Source organism: Brotocaccenecus cirricatena, from assembly GCF_020687045.1.
GTDB classification, from domain to species: Bacteria; Bacillota; Clostridia; order Oscillospirales; family Oscillospiraceae; genus Vescimonas; species Vescimonas cirricatena.
Window position 1 is genome coordinate 21497 of record NZ_JAJEPW010000013.1, and the last position, 15943, is coordinate 37439.

Below are 15943 nucleotides of genomic sequence, written 5' to 3' on the forward strand. Positions count from 1 at the left end.
CGGTATAATCTACTTCCTGTATAAAATAGAGAGATGGGTGAGAGAGAATGGCAACTGATTTTTCCCGCACGCTGAGCCTGCTGCGGCAGGAGAAGGGCGTTTCCCAACGGAAGGCGGCGGCGGAGCTGGGCATCAGCCAGGCCCTGCTGAGCCACTATGAAAACGGCATCCGGGAGCCGGGCCTGGCCTTCGTGACCCGGGCGTGCGACTATTACCACGTGTCGGCGGACTATCTGTTGGGCCGGACCCTGAGCCGGGACGGGTCCATCATCGAGGCTGGGGACGTGTACGACTCCTCCGGCGAAAAGGGCAGCCTGCGGGGCAGCATCATGGCCACCCTGCAGAAAAAGCTGGTGGTGAACACCGCAGGGGTCCTGTTTGACCAGCTGGGCAAAACCGGCAGCCGGGAGGCCGTCACCGCCGCCGGGGACTATCTCAGCGGGGCGCTGTATGCCCTGCTGCGGCAGCTGTATCGCCGGGGCGGCGGCAACGAGGACTTCTTCGCCGTGTCTCCCGGGGACTATGACGGCGGCCTGGTGCAGGCGGACATGACCATGAGCCAGGTGCGGTACCGCCGAGCCCTGAGCCAGGCGGAGGAGGTCCAGGAGATCACCCCGGACACCCTGACCGCCGGGTATCCCGGCCTGGGCCAGAGCGTGGCCCAGGTGATCCACAACACCGACGAGCGGTGCAAGAGTCTGCAATAACATTCACAATAAGGAGGTATCCCCCATGTCTGACGAGACGAAAGCCAGCGCCACCGTGTCCGACTACCTCCGGTGGCGGGGCGACCTGACCTTTGCCCAGGACGGGTTCAACGAGGTGGACAACCTGCTCCTGTGCATCATTTCCTATATCAAGCTGGAGAACATCCCCCGGCTGCGCAGCTTCGACCCTCAGGACGCCATGCCCATGGGGGACGTGTGCCGCCTGCTGACGGAGGAGGACGAGCAGCTGGGTCTGTCCACCCTGGACTACATCCCCCTGATGCGCCAGGCGGCGGAGACGCCCCGGTTCCGGGAGGTGTCGCTGTTCGCCTTTGAGAGCCTCCACGACGAGGACCGGCAGATGCAGTTTGCCGCCGTGTCCTTCCTGCTGCCGGACGGCAGCGTATACGCTGCCTACCGGGGCACGGACATGACCATTGTGGGCTGGCAGGAGGACTTCAACATGAGCTTCCTTTCCGCCGTCCCCGCCCAGGTGAAGGCCGCGGAGTATGCCGGGGCCGTGGCCCGGGCCTGCCCCCGGCGTGCCCTGCGCATCGGCGGACACTCCAAGGGCGGCAATCTGGCCGCCTGGGCGGCGGTGCACCTGGACGAAAAGCTCCAGCGCAAGCGGCTGATCGCCGCCTATAACAACGACGGTCCGGGCTTCAGCCGGGACCTGGTGGACACCCCCAGCTATCAGGCGGTGGCGGATCGGCTGTTCACCTATATCCCCGCCTCCTCCATCGTGGGGGTCCTGCTGGAGCACGCCGAGGACTATGAGGTGGTGGACAGCACCGCCCGGTCCATTATGCAGCATGAGCCCCTGTCCTGGTGCGTGGAGGGCCCCCGGTTCGTCCACCTGGGCCAGCGCTCCCAGCTGGGCCAGCTGTCCGACGGAGTGCTGCGGGAGTGGATCGGCTCCATGAGCCCCCGGGAGCGGGAGCAGTTCTCCCGGGCGTTTTTCGACATCCTCAGCCGGGGCGGCCGCACCAAGACCCTGGAGGACCTGCGCAGCGGCGGTCTGGCCGCCGGAGCGGCCCTGCTGCGGGAGTATGCCGGGGCCGACGAGGAGAAGAAAAAGATCATCTCCGAGATCTTCCGCCGCCTGGCGGTGGACGTGAAGGACGAGCTGATGAAGGCCGCCGGAGCCGGGGTGCGCCGGGCCGGGGAGTCCATCCTGGCCACGGGCCAGGCCATCGCCGACCTGCGGAAATGAGGATTTTGTCCTGAATATCGAGTTTACTGCCGTGTTTTGCGTGACACGGCAGTAAATTTTTACCATTTTGAAAACTTTTGTTACCAATCTGTAATTTTTTGTAGCTTTTTTGAAACCATTGTGGTATAGTATCTCTTGTCGTTAGAAAATCCCCTTATGGAAAGGAAGTCTTACCCATGGTATCCCGACGTTTCGCCTGTCTGTTCCTGGCCGTGTCCATGACGCTGTCCAGCATCTGGATCGTCAGCGCAGATCAGAGCCATCAGATACAGGACGCGGCCGAGGCCGCCGCCAGCTACTCCGCCGCCGTGCAGGCGCTGGAGGAGGCCGGCCTGTCCCAGTCCGCCCAGGCCAATTCCAACATCGCCATCGACCTGGGGATGCTGGAGCAGGAGGAGACGGTGGACCTGTCCCAGCTGGCCGTTCAGGCGGTGCAGCTGCAGCAGGAGGAGGAAGCCCGGCAGGCGGAAGCTGCCCGCCAGGCCAACCGCGAGGCCGCCCGCCGCACCGGCCGTCAGGCCGCCCGCCAGGCCCTGCTGGACGCCTATGACGGCGCCATGGCCGCCCGTCAGATCACCGTGTACGCCGCACCCAGCGACAGCGCCGCCTCCCTGCGGACCCTGCGCCAGGGCAAGGTGGCCCGGCTCAACGACGTCACCGAGGACGGCAATTGGTATCAGATCACCTTCAGCGGCACCACCGGCTATGTCCGGGCTGACGGGTGCCAGACCGTGCAGTACAGCGACTACGCCGGCACCTCCGCCGTGAAGAGCGCCCGGGAGGACCTGGTGGACTATGCAAAGTCCTTCCTGGGCACCCGGTATGTGTGGGGCGGGGCCTCCCCCAGCGGGTTTGACTGCTCAGGCTTCACCATGTACGTCTATGCCCACTTCGGCTATCGTATGTCCCACGGGGCCAGCGACCAGCTGTACGCCTTCACCCGGGTGTCCACCGCCGAGCGGCTGGCCGGGGACCTGGTGTTCTTCTCCTATGGCGGCGGCGACATCTCCCATGTGGGCATCTATCTGGGCGGCGGGGCCTTCATCCACGCCACCTCCAACGGCGGGGTCAAGATCAGCTATTTCGATGGCTATTACAGCAGCACCTATGTGGGTGCGGTGCGGATCCTGGCCGACTGACAACGCTTTACTCTCTCATCCCCCCTTTGCTTCTCCGCGCAGCGGTCCGACGCTGCGCGGAGAACTATTTTTTCTGCTGGGTTTCACCGAATCCGTTTGCCGTATTTTCGCATTTGTGCACGATTGAAAGACAAAATCGCTTATTTTGGCGATGAAGGGTTGACCTTTTCGCATTTTCCCCCTATAATGAAGGAACTGACGATTTCTTTACATAAGGAGGCGATGCGGCGTGGCCGCCATCAACCGCAGCACCGATATGACCACCGGATCCATCTGGAAGCGCATGGTCAGCTTTGCAGTGCCGGTCTTTTTGGGCAATCTCTGCCAGCAGCTGTACAACACGGTGGACAGTGTCATCGTGGGCAAATTTGTGGGCAAGCAGGCTCTGGCCGCTGTGGCCAGCAGCGGCAACCTCATTTTTATGATGACAGGCTTTTTTATGGGCCTGTTCATCGGGGCGGGCATCGTCATCGCCCAGTATTTCGGGGCCAGGAACTATGAAAAGGTCCGCTCCGCTGTGCACACGGACATCGCCTTTGCCCTGTGCTGCGGTGTGCTGCTGACCCTTCTGGGCGTGTTCTTCACCCCCACCCTCCTCACCTGGATGCGGACACCGGCGGACGTGCTGGACACCTCCATTCTGTATTTCCGGCTGTACTTCCTGGGAAGCCTGGCCACCATCCTGTATAACGCAGGCATGGGCATTCTGCAGGCGGTGGGCGACAGCCGCAGCCCCCTGTACTATCTGGTTATCTCGTCGGTGGTCAACGTGGCCCTGGACCTGCTGTTTGTGGGGGCCATGGATATGGGCGTGGCAGGTGCCGCCGTAGCCACCGTGATCAGCCAGGTGGTCAGCGCCGTCCTGTGCATCATCAAGCTGACCCGGTCCGACGGGCCGTACCGGCTGGAGATCAAGCGCATCGGCTTTGATCTGCCCCTGCTGAAGAAAATCACCTCCCAAGGTGTTCCCTCCGGCGTGCAGAACTCCATCATCGCCATCGCCAACGTGGTGGTGCAGTCCAACATCAACACCTTCGGCTCCGACGCCATGGCGGGCTGCGGCTCGTATTCCAAGGTGGAGGGCTTCGTGTTCCTGCCCATCACCGCCTTCGCTATGGCTCTGACCACCTTCATCGGCCAGAATCTGGGAGCGGGGCAGTTTGACCGGGCCAAGCAGGGCGCGCGGATCGGCATCCTGTGCTCCATGGCCATGGCGGAGCTTATCGGCGTGGCGCTGTTTTTCCTGGCCCCCTATGCCATGCGGCTGTTCAACGACGACCCGGCCGTGGTGGCCATCGGTGTGCGTCAGTCCCACATCGAGGCACTGTTCTTCTGCTTCCTGGCCTTTGCCCACGGTGTGTCCGCCGTGCTGCGGGGCGCGGGCCGGGCCCAGGTGCCTATGTACACCATGCTGGGCTGCTGGTGCATCCTGCGGGTCAGCTATATCACCCTGGCTCTGAAGGTCTGGCCGGATATTGCCACCATTTTCTGGGCCTATCCCATCACCTGGAGCGTCAGCTGTGTGGTGTTCCTGATTTATTACCTGAAGGCCGACTGGGTCCACGCCCTGGAAAAGAGTCTGTAACTTTGCGTCAACCCCTCTGCGGAAAAATTTCGCAGAGGGGTTGATTTTTGTGCGTGACGGGAATATACTACCAACATACCACATTGGTAGTAGTTTTTGGGAACCGAGGTCATTTCCATGGAAGCGTCTGTGGTTTTCCGATGTTGTAAGGTGTCCGTCCGCTGAAAAACAACCAACATCTTACAATATAAAGGAGAAATGGACCATGTCTCATATCTATACCTCCGCCGATCAGCTGATCGGCCGCACCCCCCTGCTGGAGCTGACCCATCTGGAGAAGAAATACGGCCTGAAGGCCCGTATCCTGGCCAAGCTGGAGTATCTGAACCCCGCCGGGTCCGTGAAGGATCGCATCGCCCGGGCCATGATCGACGACGCCGAGGCCAGGGGCCTGCTGCATGAGGACAGCGTCATCATCGAGCCCACCTCCGGCAACACCGGCATCGGCCTGGCCTCCGTGGCCGCCGCCCGGGGCTATCGGGTGATCATCGTCATGCCGGAAACCATGAGCGTGGAGCGCCGCCAGCTGATGAAGGCCTATGGTGCGGAGCTGGTGCTCACTGAGGGGGCCAAGGGCATGAGGGGGGCCATTGCCAAGGCCGAGGAGCTGGCCCGGGAGATTCCCGGCAGCTTCGTCCCCGGCCAGTTCGTCAACGCCGCCAACCCCAAGGCCCACTTTGAGACCACCGGGCCGGAGATCTGGCAGGATACCGACGGGCAGGTGGATTGGTTCGTGGCCGGTGTGGGCACCGGCGGCACCATCACCGGCGTGGGGCAGTATCTGAAGTCCCGGAACGCCGCCGTCCGGGTGGCGGCGGTGGAGCCGAAAAGCTCGGCGGTGCTGTCCACCGGTGTGGCCGGGGCCCACAAGATTCAGGGCATCGGCGCGGGCTTCGTGCCCCAGGTGCTGGACACCAAGATCTATGACGAGATCGTCCCCGTCATCAACGAGGACGCTTTCGCCCTGGGCCGGGAGGTAGGCCATTCCGAGGGCGTACTGGTGGGCATCTCCTCCGGCGCCGCCGTGTGGGCGGCTCTGCAGATCGCCCGGCGGCCGGAGTCCGCAGGCAAGACCATCGTGGTGCTTCTGCCGGACACCGGCGACCGGTATCTGTCCACCCCCCTGTTCGCGGAATAAAGAATTGCAGAAAACAAGGCCCTCCGGCTGACGCCGGAGGGCCTTGTCGCGTTTTGTGTCACTTCCCCTGAGTGATCTGCTCGCACAGCCACTGGGAGAACTGATAGGCGAACTTTCCGTAGGGATGGACGCCGTCGCCGGTGTATTCCGGCAGCATGAAGCCGTCGTCGCCGCAGAACAGGGTGTCCGAGTCCAGGCAGCGGATGCGGTCGCCGTCGGCCAGCTCCGCAAAGCCCTGGTTCACGGCGGTCAGGCGGCTGTGGGCAAAGCTGGGATTCCCGGCAGCCACGTCGGCGGTGACGCCGTAGACCTTCAGAATGTAGATGGTGGCGTCCGGCTGGAGCTGGCGCAGCTGCTCCAGGTCGCTCTGGTAGGCGTCGAACAGGTTCCCCAGGGGATAACCGGCCTCGTTGAGGCCCAGCATCACGAAAATGTGGCTGTATTGCTTGCTGCGCAGCAGGGACCCCAGGTCCGTTGCGCCGAAATTCTTGTCGGAGGCGGTGGTGGAGAACATCTTGAACACCGTCATGCCCACGTCGGCGAAGTAGTCGGCGCTGCCCAGCCGGGCATAGTTGGCCACGTTCACCATCCGGGAGTCGCCGATGAACAGGGCGTCGTCGAAAAAGCTCTCGTCCTGGCCGTATACGGCGTTGGTGACCACCACCGGCGGCTCCGGCTCGGGTTCGGGTTCCGGGTCAGGCTCCGGTTCCGGTTCGGGTTCCGGTTCGGGTTCCGGCGCAGGCGGGGCGTTTTTCGCCGCCAGCATCCGCTGCCAGTCGGTGTCGTCCCGCAGCATCAGAAAGGGCACGGCGATGGCCCACTTGTCGTCATAGCCGCCCACATATTTCTGCAGCTGTCCCTTCATCACCAGACCGCACACGGCGGCGGCTGCGGAGGTGACCACCAGGATGGCGGCCAGGGCCAGGGGGCGGAAATTCTTGATATGCTTCATGATAACGCCCCCTTTAGAACGAGAAGTACATAAACGGATCGTTGGTGGCCACGGACATACAGTAAACGCAGGCCCAGAACAGCACCGCCAGGGTCACCGTGCCCAGCCAGGTGCCGCGGATGCGGTTCCACAGCTTCTCCGGCCCGGGGGTGGAGAACACAATGCCCAGCACCAGCAGCCACCAATACTGTTTGCCGTACTGCAGCCAGTCCCCGGCGTTGACGGCGATCCCTTGGGACACGAGGGGAAACAGTCGGCCCAGGTAAACGCCGATGCGGCTAACCGAGGGGATGGCGAACAGCAGCCAGCTCAGGGGGATCATCAGCACCATGTACACCCGGGAGATTACCCGGCTGCGCGCCAGCACCCGGCCCCATCCGGCCCGCTCCAGGGCGATGAGGGCGAACAGCAGCAGGCCCCACAGCAGGAAGTTCAGGGTGCTGCCGTGCCACAGGCCCGTCAGGACCCACACCGCCAGCAGGTTCAGATAGGTCCGGGCCGTCCCCTCCCGGCTGCCGCCCAGAGGGATATAGACGTAATCCCGGAACCAGGAGCTGAGGCTGATGTGCCACCGCCGCCAGAAGTCCTGCATGGAGCGGGCGGCGTAGGGGTGTTCAAAGTTCCGGGGCAGCCGGAAGCCCAGCATCCGCCCCAGGCCCAGGGCCATCCAGGAATAGCCGCAGAAGTCCAGATACAGCTGCAGGGAGTAGGCCGCGATGCCCATCCACGCCAGAGGCGTGGACACGCTTTCATAGCCGATGTTCCCCACCTGACGCCACAGGCTGCCGATCTGGTTGGCCAGCAGCACCTTCATGGACAGGCCCAGGATAAAGTCCCGCAAGCCGCTGTCAAAGTCCTCCAGGCCCGGCCGGGGCGGGTCGGACAGCTGCTCATGCAGGGACAGGGGGTCCATCAGCGGGCCGGACAGCAGCTTGGGAAACAGCAGCACGCCAGTGAAAAACAGCAGGGGCTTTCTTTCCGCCGGGACCCGGCCCCGGTACACGTCGATCAGGTACGCCGCCAGCTGGAAGGAATAGAAGCTGATGGCCAGGGGCAGCGTCACTCCCAGACCCAGGAGTCCCGCATATTTGAAGAAGAACAGGCAGCCGAACAGGGCCGCCAGGCCCAGGACCAGCAGCCCCCGGCTCTCCCGGGGCCGCATCCGCAGCCCCAGCAGATACACCAGAACCGCCAGACCCAGCAGCGGAGCCAGGCACCAGGGCCGCTGCCACACGCCGATGACGTAGAACACCAGGCTCCCCAGACACAGCAGGCCCGCCCGCCAGCGGGCGGGGACTAGATAAAACGCCGCCAGAAACAGCGGCAGAAACACAAACACAAACGGAAGTGTATTAAAACCCATGAAAATATCCCTCTTAATTCTGGCGGGGCCGGGCCCCGGATGATCTCGCAAGGCATATTATAAGGCGGCCCCGGCGGAAATGTCCAGTTAAAAAGAGGAAACAAAATGTAACAAATTATGACAAATACCCCGGCGCAGTGCGCCGGGGTATTGGGAGGATATAGGTTTTTCGCTTACCGCTGACCCTTGTCGTAGGGGATGCCCTCGGCCTTGGGGGCCCGGGACTTCTTGGAGGTAAAGGCCAGCACCAGCAGGGTGATCAGGTACGGCAGCATCCGGTACAGGTGGGCGCTGATGCCGATGTCGGCCAGCAGGAACACGCCGTCGCCGTTGATGTCGATGCTGGCATATGCCGCGGCGATGCACTTGAACAGGCCGAACAGCAGGGACGCGCCCGCGATGTTCAGAGGCTTCCAGTTGCCGAAGATCATAACGGCCAGAGCCAGGAAGCCGAAGCCCGCCACGTCGCCGTTGGAGGAGCAGTTGGCCGTGGTCATGGCGTACACAAAGCCGCCCATGCCCGCCAGAGCGCCGGAAATGGTGACGCCGGCATAGCGCATTTTATACACGTTGATGCCCAGAGAGTCCGCCGCCTGGGGATTCTCGCCGCAGGCCCGCAGACGCAGGCCGAACTTGGTCTTGTACAGGATGACGGACAGAATGATGAACAGCAGGATGCAGACGTAGGTGGCCAGGTAGATCTTGTTCAGGAAGGTTTCCCCGAAGAAGCCCCATTCCACGCTCTTGTCCACGCCGAAGGTGGACTTTTTCAACATGAACCAGCTGGCAGAGTCGCCGGTGGCCATTTGCAGGGTATTCTGGTTGGCGATGATGCGGATCAGGAACAGCACCAGAGCGGGGGCCATCAGGTTCAGCGCCGTGCCGCCGATGGTCTGGTCGGCCCGGAGGTTGATGGACGCAAAGCTCAGCAGCAGGGAGAACACCGCGCCCATGGCCGCCGCCACCAGCATGGTCAGCAGCTCCAGCCCCTGCAGGGCCACCCAGTCACCGGCCTGCTTGGCGGCCAGCACCGCCTGGGAGCCCTGCATCAGCCGCACGAACAGCACGCCGATGAAGGCGCCGAAGATCATGATACCTTCCAGGGCCAGGTTGATGATACCGCTTCGCTCGGCGAACACGCCCGCCAGGGCCACGATCATCAGGGGCACCGCGTAAATCAAAGTCTGTTGGATCAGAAACGTCATGCCTGGTCGCCTCCTTCCTCCGTCTGAGCCGCTGCCGGCTCTGCCGGTTCCGTGGGTTCCTCCGCCGGTTCCTCCGGGGGTGCGGCGTCCGCCGCCGGGGCGGCAGTCTCCTCCACATGGGCGTGGGGCTTTTTCTTCCGGGACAGCATCATGCGGATGGCCAGGGAGAAGGCGGACAGATACACGATCACGGAGATGATGACGTCAGTGATATACTCGTTATAGGCCGTCAGGTTGGTCAGCTGCAGACCCACGATATTCAGCATGGCCATGAAGATGCCTGTAAAGATCACCGCGATGGGGTTGTTCAGGGCCAGCAGGGCCACGGGGATGCCGTTGAAGCCCACGGCAGGCAGGGCCTGATAGGTGGACCAGTAGAACTCCGTGTTGCCGGAGAGCCAGTACAGGGCCGCGCCGGCACCGGCCAGCGCACCGGCAATGGCCATGGACAGCACGATGTTGCGCTTGTCCCGGATACCGGCATAGCGGGCGGCGTGACGGTTGGCGCCGCAGGCCTTCAGCTCATAGCCCAGGGTGGTCTTGTTCATCAGGATGTACATGGCGATGGCGATGACGATGGCCACCAGGATGCCGCCGTTGACCTGGGAGCCGGGGAAGATGGCGTCCAGCCCCAGCTTGGGGGTGGCCACGCCGTTGAAGGTGGTCTTATAGATATAGCCGGACTTGGTGCTCTCGACCATATTCTTGAAATTGCTGATGTCGAACATCCAGGTCACCAGGTTGGCGGCGATCCAGTTGGTCATGATGCACGCCAGCACCTCGTTGATGTTCAGCAGGGCCTTCACCAGGCCGGGGATCGCGCCCCACAGGGCGCCGGACAGGCACCCGGCCAGGAAGGCCAGCACCCAGATAACGCCCACGGGCACCGCGCTGGAGGGAATGGACAGGGCCACCATCAGGGTGACCATGGTGGAGACCAGATACTGACCGGGGGCGCCGATGTTGAAGAGGCCCGTCTTGAAGGCCACGGCCACGGAAAGGCCCGTCATAATCAGGGGCGTGGCCCGGAACAGCATGTTGCCCAGGTTTACCGCGTTGAAGCCCCAGGTCAGGGTACCGGCGGCGTCGCGGCCGGTGCTGAAGATACCGGCGAAGATGATGCGGATGCCGTCCCATGCGCCGCTCAGGGAGATCTTCTCGTTGAACAGGCCCACGATCAGAACGGCGATGCCGCCCACCAGAAGACCCGCCACAATGGAGATCAGGGATGAGAGCACCTTTTTGGTGCCGTCTTTTTCGTAAAGCGCTGCCAGTGCGTTCTTTTTCATGCCTGGTCACCTCCCATATCGTCCCGCTTGGCGCCGGACATATACAGGCCCAGCTCGGCCACGGTGGTGGTTTTCGGATTCAGCTGGCCCACAAGCTGGCCCTCGTACATCACCAGGATGCGGTCGGACAGGCTCATGACCTCGTCCAGCTCCAGGGACACCAGCAGCACCGCCTTGCCCCGGTCCCGCTCGGCCACCAGCTGGCTGTGGATATACTCGATAGCGCCCACGTCCAGGCCGCGGGTGGGCTGCACCGCCACGATCAGGGACTTATCCCGGTCCACCTCGCGGGCGATGATGGCCTTCTGCTGGTTGCCGCCGGACATGCTGCGGGCGATGGTCACGGGCCCCTGGCCGCTGCGCACGTCGTACTGGTCGATGAGGTGCTGGGCGTATTCCCGGACGGCGGCGTTCTTAATGAAGCCCGCCTTCTGGAACTGCGGCTCCAGATACCGCTGGAGCACCATGTTCTGCTCCAGGGTGAAGTCCAGGATCAGGCCGTGCTTGTGCCGGTCCTCGGGAATGTGGCTCATGTTCTCGCCCCGGCGGCGGATGGAGGTGTGGGTGATGTTCTTGCCGCACAGCTCCACGGTGCCGCCGGTGATTTTGTCCAGGCCCGTCAGGCCCTGGACGAACTCCGTCTGACCGTTGCCGTCGATGCCGGCGATGCAGACGATCTCTCCGGCCCGGACCTCCAGGCTCACGTCGTGAACGGCGTCCCGCTTGTGCTGGTGGGAGACCACGCACATGTGCCGCACCCGCAGAACGGGGTCCTTGGGCTGGGCAGGCTCCTTCACCACCTGCAGCTGCACCGGGCGGCCCACCATCATGTTGGACAGCTCCTGCTTGTTGGTGTCGCAGGTGTTCACGGTGCCCACATACCGGCCCTTGCGCAGAACGGTGACCCGATCCGCCACGGCCATGATCTCGTTGAGCTTGTGGGATATAAACAGGATGGACTTACCCTCCTTGGTAAGGCTGCGCATGATGTCCATCAGCTCGTCGATCTCCTGGGGAGTCAGAACGGCGGTGGGCTCGTCGAAGATGAGGATCTCGTTGTCGCGATACAGCATCTTCAGGATCTCCACCCGCTGCTGCATACCCACGGTGATGTCCTCCACCTTGGCGTCCAGGTCCACCCGCAGGCCGTACCGCTGGGACAGCTCCTGGACCTTCTGCCGGGCCGCCTTTTTTTGCAGGAAGCCCAGCTTGGTATCCTCCGCGCCCAGGATGATGTTGTCCAGGACGGTGAACACGTCGATGAGCTTGAAGTGCTGGTGCACCATGCCGATGCCCAGCGCCGTTGCGTCGTTGGGGTCGTTGATCTTCACCGGCTTGCCGTTTTTGCGGATCTCGCCCTCCTCCGGCTGATACAGGCCGAACAGGACGGACATCAGCGTGGACTTGCCTGCGCCGTTTTCGCCCAGCAGGGCGTGGATCTCACCCTTGCGCAGCTGCAGGGTGATGTCGTCGTTGGCCTTGATGCCGGGAAACTCCTTGGTGATGTGAAGCATTTCGATCACATACTGGGGAGATTGCTCCATGCCGCCACCTACTTTCTCTCATTTTCCTGCCCGCTGCAATCGCTTCCGCCAGCGGACAATGTAACAAGTTTATTATAACGGTTGCGGTCGGGAATTGCAAGAACGAACCGGAAAAATAGATGTTTTTTGCATCCTTTTGCATCCTACACCTTTTGCATCCGGACGAAAACATCGCCGCTTGACAACCTATCGTTCGGTAGCGTAATGTAATAGACGTCATGCATTACTTCAGGTTCTATAATAAATGTTGGGGTCAGGTGATGAACCTGGCCCCAACATTTATTATAGAACCTTTTTCTCTATCACGTCAGTTTGGCTCAGCCGGAGGGGTTTCATTTTTCCTGTTCTTTCAGCAGGGAATTGGGCGATATCTCAAGTGTTACGCCGCCCATACCAAGGGTGGTTTTGATCCCGATGCCGCAGAGAGTGGAAAACACCAGCAGCAGATTCCACACCTCCTGCATAGGCGCGCTGAGGGCGGAGGAGAGTGTCAGGCGTCCCGAAAATCCGGGGATTCTTGCGGATTTCAGCGTATAGCGCCCCGAGCGAAGCTGATAGTCTGTGATGCGGACGCCGCGCTCCAATGCGGCTGCCGCATCCTCATCATCCAACGAATACTCCGGAAACCATGCGTTCCATTTGGCCAGCAGACTCCTCAGCAGCAGCCGCTCCTGGGGAAAGATCACATAGCTGCCGTCCTGCTTGAAGGAGCTGGTGGTGTGAAAGCGTATGATGACCCGCGAGGGCAGCCGCAGCTCCCTGGCGTACAGAACAAGCTCCTGCGCCGATGCAAAGCACCGCTTGTCCAGCAGAGCGGCCTGCAGCGTTGTTTGGCGCAGCGCAATGCAGAAAATGCTCTCCAGCACGGGCTCCAGCAGCTCATACAGCTCCCCTTGAAATACACTGACGACCCATAGGGTCCGGTTTTCCGCCTTATCATAGCGGATATACTGCGAGAGGGGTTTTTCTCCCTGCTCATGCAGCTGCCGGCCGATATCCTCCGGAAGCTGCTCCAGAAGCCAGCCATATAAGCGGTAAGCCATCATAGACGGAATGGGGGCCCCATCGGCAGAGCGCAGAGCGAAGCAATATTGTCCGATCACCGCACAGACACCTCGCAGATTCCGTAGGGATACATTTTCCCGTTCCACTGGGTGTATTTCATCATATGGGGCGACATCCCCCACCCCTCGTCATATTGATGGTAATGTCCCCGGAAGGTGCGGTGCATATATGCAGAGACCTCATGCAGCGCCTGCTCCTCTCCATAGTAGGGATAGGCCAGCGATTTGGAAAAGAAGCCTGCGCCGCCGCCGAGGATCAGGCAGTGATTCATTCTGCCCGGAGCCGCCCCTTCCGGCAGTGCAAAGCCGCAGGCGTAGGTTTCCTCATAGTATCGGTCAAACGCCTCGATGGCGCCCACAATGGACTCGGCCGTCAGCTGTCCATGCAGGACGGATTGATCCAGCGTCAGAGAAAAGCGGATCCTTGTTCCCGGAGCCACTGCCTCGCGGCACAGATTGATGGCATTGACCTCGCCGCCGAATGCCGCGTCTCTCTTTCCGGTCAGCGTCATGGCGTTGTTGGGGATGGGTTCGCTGTCGGAAACAAGCACACCCCGCAGAAGGCCGCTCACGGCGTCCAGGCGCGTTTTTCCTTTGCTGTCGCGGACAAAACGCAGGGTGTTCAGATATTCCCGCTCCGGAATACCGTCCTCCTTGCTGTAGTCCCGCCAATTCCGGGTGCCCAGTATCCCCTGCTCCTGCATGGCCTGATACAGCAGGACCGTGCGCAGGGCGCCCTTGACACTGCTGCCGGGAACATAGGGGCGGAAGGCATTGTCGCGCATAAATGCCTGAATATTCTTCAGGCTGTGTTCCGCGTCCAGCGCATCGCCTGCCGGCAGGTCGTAAACGCAAAGCGCCCGGATTCCTGCCTCGTCCAGTCCGCACTCCTGCCGGAGGAAGCTGTGGAGGTTGGTGCTCCCGCCCAGAATAAACCGCTCATAGCTGTCGGCCAGATCGTTTTCCGCCAGAAAGTGAATAAACCGATTGCGGTGCAGCACAGAGACCCGATTGCTCCTGCGATCATAGATATACTCCGTGCGCTGATAGCTCTGACCGCTGCCGACAAACAGCGGGGACCGCACGGTCAGGATCAGCTCATACTGCTGAAGCTGTTCCAGCTCTCTCATACGAACACCCCCAAAAGAAGCGGCTTGCTGAAGCGATACACCGGATGGTCCTGCCTGGCCGCCAGATAGAGAGCTCCGCCGAAGCGCCGCCGCACTACAGAGCCTGCCGTCAGGAAGAATTGCTCTCTCTTTTTCTGCCCCGATGGCGCAAAGGAGTCAGAGCTGACAAATCCGCCCCGTCTGGTCAGCGTGTAGGACGCATCTTCCATGGTGCGCTCCAGCTCCTCCTCATCAGGAAGCGCCGTGGTAAGCAGCAGATAGGCGGGGGCATCCCGGCAAAGCGCCCGGAACAGCCACGCTGTCTGCTCATCAAAGGGTTCATTCAGATAAATCTCATCATCTACCGTAAACTTTCCGTAGCCGGAGCTGACCTTTCCGCCGATGCCGCTCAATCCCAACGCACGCATCAGTGTGCGCAGCCATGCGGCATCATCGCTTTCAAGCCCTGCCAGCACATACAGGCCGCAGTCCTCCGCAAAGCGAAAGGCGCCCACATGATAGGGGAGCGTGTCCTGCCCCTCAAAAACGGCGGCGCGGGTGCTGTCCATGGGAACACCGAAGCACTGCTTTTTCCGGCCGGCATCGAACAGCCCCTGGCCGCGCATACAGGCGAGATAGTCCGCCATGTCCTCCACGGCAATATACGCCAGGTTTTTCATAGCCTTGCGTTCTGCCCCCGCAGTATGACCGTCCGTCCGGGCAGTCAGAAACGGGCGGGGCAGATAGTACCGCTCGCCGCACCAGGGCATGGCGTCGGAGAGAAACAGCTGATCCTTTTGGGCTTTTTCAATCAGCGCTTCCACGCCGCTGTTGCCATACAGCGTCCGCGCCGTATGGCAGAGGGCTGAAAACAGCGTATCCGCGCAGAAGTGATCCTCCGAGGTGTAGAGCGAAAGCGCACTGTCCGAAGTGCCGAAATGGCAGGGCGTGTGAAAGCTCAGCTTAAACAGGAAGTAATTCATACGCCTCTACCTCCTTGAAAAGGGCGCACAGAGGTTCAAGCTCCACAGAGGTTTCAAAAGGCTCCAGCCGGAAATCACACAGGCTCACCCGGCCGCTTCCGCGGGAGCCGTGGCCGCCCAGATAGTCCATCTGCAGCAGCTTCATCCCCTTGGCCAACAGGGCAAAATCCTCGGCGGTCTGCCCTGCATCCTCTACATCGTACACAATGCTGACGGCAAAACGGGTGCCTGCCACCACGCGCTCGATAAAGCGGGGGTTTGCAACGGAGGTGGCCCGATTGATGGCGTTTTCCGCCTTGACCTCGGTGATATGAACACGCTCCATCTCCTCTGCATTGGCCACAAAGCAGTCGGCGAACTGCAGGCGGGCGCGATGCACCGGATTGGCGCTGCCGAAAAGGCGCTTGATGCGTCCGTCATCCTGATCAAAGTCGGGCATACGCTGGATATCCTTGCTGAGACTTCTGGCCAGAAGGGAACGCAGCTTGCCCTTCAGGCTGCTGCCGGGGATCATAGGCAGTCCGGTCAGCGGATCGCGCACCACCTGGCTGTCTACTGCGCCGATGGCGCTGAAGGCATTGCCTGCGCCGATATGCAGACCGGTGCGCACCACCAGGCAGCAACGGATGATAATTTTTCCGTACATAAG

The 15943-nt window shown here is 61.7% G+C and carries 14 protein-coding genes; 5 read left to right on the plus strand and 9 right to left on the minus strand.

Annotated elements, in window-relative coordinates:
* Positions 1–47: 47 nt before the first annotated feature.
* The 5 genes from LKD37_RS06205 to cysK all read left to right on the plus strand — a co-directional run bounded on the left by LKD37_RS06205 (position 48) and on the right by cysK (position 5785).
* Positions 48–707 carry a helix-turn-helix domain-containing protein gene (locus LKD37_RS06205; protein WP_302928406.1) on the plus strand — a complete coding sequence of 220 codons (660 nt, stop codon included), beginning with the start codon at positions 48–50 and terminating at the stop codon, positions 705–707.
* A 25-nt stretch (positions 708–732) separates the two neighbouring features.
* The gene (locus LKD37_RS06210; RefSeq protein ID WP_302928407.1) at positions 733–1923 is read left to right on the plus strand and encodes an Mbeg1-like protein; all 1191 of its coding nucleotides are present in this window, start codon (positions 733–735) and stop codon (positions 1921–1923) included.
* Positions 1924–2099: 176 nt separating this feature from the next.
* On the plus strand, positions 2100–3062 hold the full coding sequence (locus tag LKD37_RS06215) for a C40 family peptidase (RefSeq protein ID WP_302928408.1): 963 nt from the start codon (positions 2100–2102) through the stop codon (positions 3060–3062).
* A 229-nt stretch (positions 3063–3291) separates the two neighbouring features.
* Positions 3292–4647 carry an MATE family efflux transporter gene (locus LKD37_RS06220; protein WP_349048763.1) on the plus strand — a complete coding sequence of 452 codons (1356 nt, stop codon included), beginning with the start codon at positions 3292–3294 and terminating at the stop codon, positions 4645–4647.
* Positions 4648–4852: 205 nt separating this feature from the next.
* On the plus strand, positions 4853–5785 hold the full coding sequence (gene cysK / locus LKD37_RS06225; RefSeq protein WP_302928409.1) for a cysteine synthase A: 933 nt from the start codon (positions 4853–4855) through the stop codon (positions 5783–5785).
* Positions 5786–5843: 58 nt separating this feature from the next.
* Here cysK and LKD37_RS06230 read toward each other — a convergent pair whose 3' ends face one another.
* From LKD37_RS06230 to csm3, 9 genes are all read right to left on the minus strand, one after another.
* The gene (locus tag LKD37_RS06230; protein WP_302928410.1) at positions 5844–6737 is read right to left on the minus strand and encodes a GDSL-type esterase/lipase family protein; all 894 of its coding nucleotides are present in this window, start codon (positions 6735–6737) and stop codon (positions 5844–5846) included.
* Positions 6738–6750: 13 nt separating this feature from the next.
* On the minus strand, positions 6751–8100 hold the full coding sequence (locus tag LKD37_RS06235) for an MBOAT family O-acyltransferase (RefSeq protein ID WP_302928411.1): 1350 nt from the start codon (positions 8098–8100) through the stop codon (positions 6751–6753).
* A gap of 173 nt (positions 8101–8273) precedes the next feature.
* Complete coding sequence (locus LKD37_RS06240; protein WP_302928412.1) at positions 8274–9305, minus strand: ABC transporter permease; 1032 nt, start codon at positions 9303–9305, stop codon at positions 8274–8276.
* Positions 9302–10594 carry an ABC transporter permease gene (locus LKD37_RS06245; RefSeq protein WP_302928413.1) on the minus strand — a complete coding sequence of 431 codons (1293 nt, stop codon included), beginning with the start codon at positions 10592–10594 and terminating at the stop codon, positions 9302–9304. Before LKD37_RS06245 ends, LKD37_RS06240 begins: the two co-directional genes overlap by 4 nt.
* Positions 10591–12138 carry an ABC transporter ATP-binding protein gene (locus LKD37_RS06250; protein ID WP_302928414.1) on the minus strand — a complete coding sequence of 516 codons (1548 nt, stop codon included), beginning with the start codon at positions 12136–12138 and terminating at the stop codon, positions 10591–10593. The genes LKD37_RS06245 and LKD37_RS06250 overlap by 4 nt, the downstream gene beginning before the upstream one ends.
* A 332-nt stretch (positions 12139–12470) precedes the next feature.
* Positions 12471–13241: a CRISPR system precrRNA processing endoribonuclease RAMP protein Cas6 gene (cas6, locus tag LKD37_RS06255; protein WP_302928415.1), complete on the minus strand. Its 771-nt coding sequence runs from the start codon at positions 13239–13241 to the stop codon at positions 12471–12473.
* The gene (gene csm5 / locus LKD37_RS06260; RefSeq protein WP_302928416.1) at positions 13238–14332 is read right to left on the minus strand and encodes a type III-A CRISPR-associated RAMP protein Csm5; all 1095 of its coding nucleotides are present in this window, start codon (positions 14330–14332) and stop codon (positions 13238–13240) included. The genes cas6 and csm5 overlap by 4 nt, the downstream gene beginning before the upstream one ends.
* Entirely contained in the window at positions 14329–15294 is a 966-nt protein-coding gene (csm4, locus tag LKD37_RS06265; RefSeq protein ID WP_302928417.1) for a type III-A CRISPR-associated RAMP protein Csm4, read from the minus strand. Before csm4 ends, csm5 begins: the two co-directional genes overlap by 4 nt.
* Positions 15275–15940: a type III-A CRISPR-associated RAMP protein Csm3 gene (gene csm3, locus LKD37_RS06270; RefSeq protein ID WP_302928418.1), complete on the minus strand. Its 666-nt coding sequence runs from the start codon at positions 15938–15940 to the stop codon at positions 15275–15277. The genes csm4 and csm3 overlap by 20 nt, the downstream gene beginning before the upstream one ends.
* Positions 15941–15943: the final 3 nt, after the last annotated feature.

Excerpts from the sequence above, each read along its gene's own strand:
- LKD37_RS06250 (WP_302928414.1), bottom strand. The coding sequence starts at position 12,138 with ATGGAGCAATCTCCCCAGTATGTGATCGAAATGCTTCACATCACCAAG.
- csm5 (WP_302928416.1), bottom strand. The coding sequence starts at position 14,332 with ATGAGAGAGCTGGAACAGCTTCAGCAGTATGAGCTGATCCTGACCGTG.
- LKD37_RS06240 (WP_302928412.1), bottom strand. The coding sequence starts at position 9,305 with ATGACGTTTCTGATCCAACAGACTTTGATTTACGCGGTGCCCCTGATG.
- LKD37_RS06215 (WP_302928408.1), top strand. The coding sequence starts at position 2,100 with ATGGTATCCCGACGTTTCGCCTGTCTGTTCCTGGCCGTGTCCATGACG.
- LKD37_RS06245 (WP_302928413.1), bottom strand. The coding sequence starts at position 10,594 with ATGAAAAAGAACGCACTGGCAGCGCTTTACGAAAAAGACGGCACCAAA.
- LKD37_RS06230 (WP_302928410.1), bottom strand. The coding sequence starts at position 6,737 with ATGAAGCATATCAAGAATTTCCGCCCCCTGGCCCTGGCCGCCATCCTG.
- LKD37_RS06235 (WP_302928411.1), bottom strand. The coding sequence starts at position 8,100 with ATGGGTTTTAATACACTTCCGTTTGTGTTTGTGTTTCTGCCGCTGTTT.
- cysK (WP_302928409.1), top strand. The coding sequence starts at position 4,853 with ATGTCTCATATCTATACCTCCGCCGATCAGCTGATCGGCCGCACCCCC.
- csm4 (WP_302928417.1), bottom strand. The coding sequence starts at position 15,294 with ATGAATTACTTCCTGTTTAAGCTGAGCTTTCACACGCCCTGCCATTTC.
- LKD37_RS06205 (WP_302928406.1), top strand. The coding sequence starts at position 48 with ATGGCAACTGATTTTTCCCGCACGCTGAGCCTGCTGCGGCAGGAGAAG.
- csm3 (WP_302928418.1), bottom strand. The coding sequence starts at position 15,940 with ATGTACGGAAAAATTATCATCCGTTGCTGCCTGGTGGTGCGCACCGGT.
- LKD37_RS06210 (WP_302928407.1), top strand. The coding sequence starts at position 733 with ATGTCTGACGAGACGAAAGCCAGCGCCACCGTGTCCGACTACCTCCGG.